We start from the raw sequence: 6,118 nt of genomic DNA, 5'->3' as shown, positions 1-6,118 counted from the left end.
GCGGCTACACAAACAATGTCCGCCTCCGCGGACTAATGAAGCCCCGGCGATTGAAATCGCGGCTACACAAACAATGTCCGCCTCCGCGGACTAATGAAGTTCTATAGTTACAGGGCTCTGCCTATCAGTGATACCAAATCTGGCTAGAATACCCCTTTTATTTCTTAGTCTGCGGAGGCAGACTTCGTTTGTGTAGTAGCGGTTTCAACCGCCGAATCATCTTTTATTTCTTAGTCTGCGGAGGCAGACTTCGTTTGTGTAGTAGCGGTTTCAACCGCCGAATGTTAATGCAAAACGCAACCGAGAACGAGTTATTTCCAATTACCAATTACCAATTGTCATGGCAGAAGGATTGATTGCAGGTTTAGTGGTGTTTACCCTAGCATCGTTTGTGGGATTTGAAGTTATTAACAAAGTCCCACCGACGCTACATACACCTTTGATGTCGGGTTCCAATGCGATTTCAGGAATTGCTGTTTTAGGCGCAATTCTAATTTCAGGGCAAGGTAATGTAACTGTTACTTCGATTTTGGGGACGATCGCGATCGCCCTTGCCACAATTAACGTTGTTGCGGGTTTCTTAGTCACCGATCGAATGCTACAAATGTTCAAGAAAAAAGAGGTTAAAGCGTGAGTGATTTTCTGCCAAGTGCCATTCAACTAGGTTATTTAGTTGCCGCATCTTTGTTTATTGTCGGTTTGAAACAGTTGGGATCGCCCGCAACTGCGCGTCAAGGAAATGTGTTAGCTGCGATCGGGATGTTGATTGCGATCGTTGGTACATTGCTAGAAAAGCAAGTAGTCAGCTACGAACTAATTGTAGTCGGAATCATCATCGGTTCGATCGCCGGAACAATCATGGCAAAAACCGTCGCGATGACGGATATGCCGCAGATGGTAGGTTTGCTCAACGGCTTTGGGGGCGCGGCTTCTGCCCTCGTGGCTGTGGGCGAATTCTGGCGCTATCTCAGCATCCCGGAATCGCCAACTCCCGATGCGACAATCACGATCCTTTTGGGCGTATTGATTGGCGGAATCACCTTCACAGGTAGCCTTGTAGCGTTTGCGAAGCTGCAAGAATTGCTACCGGGTGCGCCGATGACATTTCCGCTACAACAGCCGTTTAATGCCATGCTGGCGATCGCGCTTTTAGCCGGCAGCGGTTATATGCTGGCGAATCCCGAAAATGTGCCAGTATTCCTCGGTTTGGTGGCGATTTCCAATATCCTGGGAATCATGTTTGTGCTACCGATTGGCGGTGGTGATATGCCCGTGGTGGTGTCGCTGCTTAACTCTTATTCGGGGATTGCGGCGAGTGTGGCTGGGTTCATTTTGATGAACAATATGTTGATTATCGCTGGTGCATTGGTGGGCGCGTCGGGGATTATTTTGACGCAAATTATGTGCAAGGGGATGAATCGATCGCTTTCTAGTGTACTGTTTAGCGCGTTTGGTAGTGGTGGCGGAAGTGCTGCGACTGCTGGGGCTGCTGGTAGTGCGATCGACAAAACTGTTCGCAGCATCAATCTCGAAGAAAGTGCGATGATGTTGGGTTATGCGCGATCGGTTGTGATCATTCCGGGTTACGGGATGGCTGTAGCGCAAGCACAACACGCCGTGCGCGAGTTAGCCGACGGTTTGGAAAAAATGGGAGTTGACGTGAAATACGCGATTCACCCGGTGGCTGGGCGGATGCCTGGGCACATGAATGTGTTGCTGGCGGAAGCAAACGTGCCTTATCCGCAGTTGTACGATATGGATGACATCAATCCGCAGTTTGAAGAGACGGATGTCGCTTTAGTGATTGGTGCGAATGATGTGGTGAATCCGGCGGCGCGTCACGATACGGCGAGCCCGATTTACGGGATGCCGATTTTGGAGGTTGATAAGGCTAAGCATACGATCGTAATTAAGCGCGGGATGAGTGCTGGTTTTTCGGGTGTTGACAATGAGTTGTTTTATAAGGATAAGACGATGATGTTGTTTGGTAGCGCTAAGGATGTGGTTGCGAAGTTGGTTGCTGAGGTTAAGCAGTTGTAGGATTGCGAGGCCTAGAAACCGGGTTTTTTTACGAAAATATTTCGTTGTAGTCGATAGATTTGATAAAAAACCCGGTTTCTTTGGAGTTAGCCGTCTTGATTACTCGGCGGTTGAAACCGCGTCTATACAAACAAAGTCCGCCTTCGCGGACTAAGAAAATAAGCGGGTATTTAAGTCTAGTTTGATATCAATATTCTTCAGTCGGCGGAGGCCGACTTTGTTTGTGTAGAAGCGATTTCAATCGCCGAATCTTATCAGCCGATTCTTGACTTCAGAAGGATCGGCTGTCTCAAAAAATAGTTCCAGCGCTTCGATCAGATTTTGTCGCGCTTCTTCTATATTGTCACCTTGGCTGGCAATATCAAGTTCTGGGCAAAGGGATACATATCCGTCGCCTTCTCGTTCAATGATTGCTGTAAACTGTTGTGTTGACTTCATAATTTGAAGTGGCGGACTGCCAAGCTCAAACAATTATAGTTTTACTCGTCATTATATCACATGAATTATGCTCGCCTCTCGTAAAAAACCCGGTTTCTTGGAGAAACCGGGTTTTTGTTTTGGGGATTTATGTCTATCTAGCGGTTCTTATCCTCGTAGTCCATCATTAAATAGTAAACAGTCATTGGGCTGATAGTAGTGAGTAGAGTTGTGAACCATACGACACCTATAACAGCTATTTCATTTTGTCTTCCCGGTAGTATAAACTTGTAGTTTCCAGCAAGTGATGTAACGAAGTCAAAAACAACGCAGAGAAACCAAATTGGTAATAATGTCCATTTTCCCTCACGAGCGTCATTCCAGACATTTTTAGTAATGAGGTTGAAGCAAAAGACTATAACTGTACCAACAAAAGCTATTCCGTAGACTCCAAAAGTATTAGTATCAATGTTCTTCATAGAAATAGAAAAATTCGGTCCTGCAACTATAGTTACTACCCCTAAAAATGTTGTTATGAAGTCCCATAGCATCCCACAGCCAAACCCAAAAATTAAGATTTCGGATATTCCTTTATCTCTCATATATTCCTCAATTACGAATCAGTAGTAGGGTAGCAATAACTATTGCAAGCACTAATAAACAGGTTGCAAAAATGGCAAACTTATTATCTGGAGACATATCCGGTAGCCTCATCCTAAAGCTAAATTTAGGGAAATTTAGCTTCTTGTTTTTATTTACCGGATAAAGCCTTGGGATGTCTACGAATTTCGTCAACTCAGAGATAGCCTCTGTCCATACTGATAACCAGCTATCTCTCAAGCTATTTGGGTCAGTGACACTAGCAAGCTGGTTGAGATCATCAAACATCTTTATCATTACATTGTGATGCTGCCAAACTAGCTGGGAATGTTTTTTCAAGTGTTCCGATTTACCGGCTTCTAGAATCTGGAGAATAGCTTGATGCTGATATGACCATACTTCAAAAGCTACTTTGTACAGTAGGTATAGCCTAAATTTGGTAAAGCTTCCTTCCTCATAGTAAATAGCGTCAGTCTCCTTGGCAACTTCCAAACCAACTGCAACTATGCCATCTAGTTGAGACTTAGCCCATCTGCTTTTTCTAATTGTTTCCGATAGTTGAGAGAGAGGAGTCTCAAAATTGTGTCCGCTATGAGTCTCTTGTCTAATAACTGGTTGTTGATTCATAAAACCACACTGCAAGTCTCACTATTTAGGATGTTGCCCTGTGCTACTAGGATGATGTAGTCGCTTACCTTTCCCGAAAATTTCTTTTCTTGCCAGATAGCTTTATCCATTGCTCCCTTCCCATAAAAAGCCGGTGTTACCACCAACTATCACTACTGCTAGAGCTACTATCAGATCCGCCACTATCGCCATAATCCCCACTTCCATAATCACTACTTCCAGAGTCGGAACTTGAGCTTGAGTCTGAGTCGGAACTGTAGCTTGAGTCAGAATCGGAACTATAGCTTGAGTCAGAATCACTGTCGCTGCAATCATAACTATCACTTGATTCGGAGTCAGAGCTACCGCCGAACAAATCCCAAGAGCCGCCACTATTTCCATAATCACTACTTCCAGAATCGGAACTATAGCTTGAGCCAGAGTCGGAACTGTAACTTGAGTCAGAGTCACTACTGCTGCAATCAGAACTATCACTTGATTCGGAGTCAGAGCTATCCCCGAACAAACCACTGAACCAAGAGCCGCCAGTATCACCAGAATCACTGCTATTGGAATCAGAACTATCACTCGATTCAGAGTCAGAGCTATCACTGAACCAATTACCGAACAAATCCCAAGAGCCGTCACTATCGCTAGAATCACTGCTATTGGAATCAGAAGTATCACTTGATTCAGAGTCGGGACTGCTCCCAAAAAAGCCAACAAATGATGATATTAAGCCACCAAGTAAGGCTTCTCCTCCACCATCACTCGATAATGATTCTCCTCCACTGTCACTACTGTTGCTATTCCAGTGAGATTTGATTTCAGGAGGAAGTCCCAGTGTAATGCCATTTTCTTTGACATCAGATGGATCGGCAAAGAAGATATTATCGGGAGAGATTACGAAGCACTGAGTTTCATTCAAAACTTCTTTGACACGAGAGCCAAAGCAGTCTGTCGTTCCATCAGAAGTAGAAAAGATTAGGGGAATTCCTCTTTCCTTGGCTACATGAACTAGCCGTTGAGCTTGATCCACATCATTCCATTTTGTTGTGTAAGCTTTGCACTCGATTATTGCTACTTCGTTGTCATTATTATCATCAATGGTGACATCGACTTGAGTAGGTCTACCGTACTGTTCAAATGTCTCATTGTAAAGGAAGTTACGAGGAACCTGAACAGCATTCAATCCAAATTTTTCGAGTTTTTCCTCTGTGTATACCTCCAAGTCTTCTCCCTGTTGATAACTAGCTCTACCTCTTTCTCGATCGCTGTTACTGCTTTTCTCCTGTGCCTGTCCTGAGTTACTACCAGCAGCATCATCAGATCCGAACGCTTCAGCGATCTCAGACCCTATCTCTGCAATCACTTCGCCAACCCAATCGAATAGTCCTCCACTCATAGCTACTTTCTCCAGCCAAGCTACGCTTCATAACTTTACCCTCCATATAGTAGAGTTTTCTCTCACAATCTGAAAAGCGGAAAAAGACGGATCTTTTATAACCTTTGATGTGCAAGTCGGATCGGGACGGATATAGACGGATAAAGTCGGGTATAATGACACCAGTTCTCTCACATCTATGCTGATGGACATTCACGAGGTATTGCAATTTGTAGATAAAGTTGTCTATGCCAAGACTGGCAAACGTCTAAATGACTTGCAGCGCGGAATTATCGAGGGAACACTGAAGCAACAAAAGTATTCTGAGATTGCAGATACTTATCGTCTTACACAAGGTCACGTTAAAGATGTGGGTTACGAACTTTTACAAATGTTATCTGATGCCTTTGATGAACCTGTTGATAAAAGTAATCTTAAATCTGTTCTTGCTCGGCAAGACAATCTGAATATTAGTTTTGGTAATAGCAACATTATTGGCTATATCAACGTTTGTTCCGATCGCCCCACTGCTACCCCAGATGAAAATCAGCCTAAAACTCCTGACTTTCAGCAGGCAAAGGATGAAGCCAAAATAGAAACAATTGGTAAGTTACGGCAGTTTGGCTTGAGCGACTCGCAAATCGCAGAGGTGCTGGGACTAACCTTGGAAGAGGTGAAGCAAGTGGATAAAGCGTTATAATTTAGCTAGGATATTCTATCTGTAAAAATGGGATAGTAAATAATGACACTCACCGAATTAAAAATCGATCTAGCATCCTTAAATTCAGCGGACAAAGCAGCAGCTATAGAAATTTTACTTCAAACCTTAAGCACTGGTGCTATAGGCATTAAAAAGACTCCCGGCGTGTGTGGCGGCGATGCCTGCGTTGGCAATACTCGCATACAAGTTTGGGTACTTGTGGGTTATCGCCGTCTCGGATGCAGCGATGCTGAACTTTTTAAGTGCTATCCCCATTTGACTGCTGCTGATTTAGTCAATGCTTGGGCTTATGCTGATGCTTACCCAGAAGAAATTGAACAAGCAATTAAAGAAAATGAGGAAGCCTAAAA

8 protein-coding genes are annotated in these 6,118 nt (G+C 44.1%); 4 read left to right on the top strand and 4 right to left on the bottom strand.

From position 1 onward, the window contains the following. Positions 1 to 340 precede the first annotated feature (340 nt). Both JGK22_RS10145 and JGK22_RS10140 read left to right on the top strand, forming a co-directional pair. Complete coding sequence (locus JGK22_RS10145) at positions 341 to 634, top strand: NAD(P) transhydrogenase subunit alpha (protein ID WP_106150865.1); 294 nt, start codon at positions 341 to 343, stop codon at positions 632 to 634. Continuing rightward, positions 631 to 2,040, top strand: coding sequence for an NAD(P)(+) transhydrogenase (Re/Si-specific) subunit beta (locus JGK22_RS10140; RefSeq protein ID WP_293312797.1), 1,410 nt, complete (start codon positions 631 to 633; stop codon positions 2,038 to 2,040). Before JGK22_RS10145 ends, JGK22_RS10140 begins: the two co-directional genes overlap by 4 nt. A gap of 237 nt (positions 2,041 to 2,277) precedes the next feature. On the opposite strand, the gene JGK22_RS10135 is transcribed toward JGK22_RS10140, so the two are convergent. The 4 genes from JGK22_RS10135 to JGK22_RS10120 all read right to left on the bottom strand — a co-directional run bounded on the left by JGK22_RS10135 (position 2,278) and on the right by JGK22_RS10120 (position 5,068). Further along, complete coding sequence (locus JGK22_RS10135; RefSeq protein ID WP_293217579.1) at positions 2,278 to 2,478, bottom strand: type II toxin-antitoxin system HicB family antitoxin; 201 nt, start codon at positions 2,476 to 2,478, stop codon at positions 2,278 to 2,280. Between the two features lie 137 nt (positions 2,479 to 2,615). Beyond that, positions 2,616 to 3,059, bottom strand: coding sequence for a hypothetical protein (locus JGK22_RS10130; RefSeq protein ID WP_293217575.1), 444 nt, complete (start codon positions 3,057 to 3,059; stop codon positions 2,616 to 2,618). A 7-nt stretch (positions 3,060 to 3,066) separates the two neighbouring features. Beyond that, positions 3,067 to 3,684: a hypothetical protein gene (locus tag JGK22_RS10125; RefSeq protein WP_293217572.1), complete on the bottom strand. Its 618-nt coding sequence runs from the start codon at positions 3,682 to 3,684 to the stop codon at positions 3,067 to 3,069. A 136-nt stretch (positions 3,685 to 3,820) separates the two neighbouring features. Further along, a complete protein-coding gene (locus tag JGK22_RS10120) occupies positions 3,821 to 5,068 on the bottom strand; it encodes a hypothetical protein (protein ID WP_293217569.1) in 1,248 nt (415 codons plus the stop codon). Between the two features lie 184 nt (positions 5,069 to 5,252). On the opposite strand from JGK22_RS10120, the gene JGK22_RS10115 reads away from it, so the two are divergent. Both JGK22_RS10115 and JGK22_RS10110 read left to right on the top strand, forming a co-directional pair. Beyond that, a complete protein-coding gene (locus tag JGK22_RS10115) occupies positions 5,253 to 5,747 on the top strand; it encodes a hypothetical protein (RefSeq protein ID WP_293217566.1) in 495 nt (164 codons plus the stop codon). A gap of 42 nt (positions 5,748 to 5,789) precedes the next feature. Continuing rightward, positions 5,790 to 6,116 carry a DUF433 domain-containing protein gene (locus JGK22_RS10110; RefSeq protein ID WP_096829719.1) on the top strand — a complete coding sequence of 109 codons (327 nt, stop codon included), beginning with the start codon at positions 5,790 to 5,792 and terminating at the stop codon, positions 6,114 to 6,116. Positions 6,117 to 6,118 lie beyond the last annotated feature (2 nt).

The organism is Microcoleus sp. PH2017_08_TRC_O_A, from assembly GCF_020738665.1.
Taxonomy (GTDB): Bacteria; Cyanobacteriota; Cyanobacteriia; order Cyanobacteriales; family Microcoleaceae; genus Microcoleus.
The sequence above is the reverse complement of the archived record's forward strand: the minus strand, read 5'-3'. Positions and strand labels throughout refer to the sequence as shown.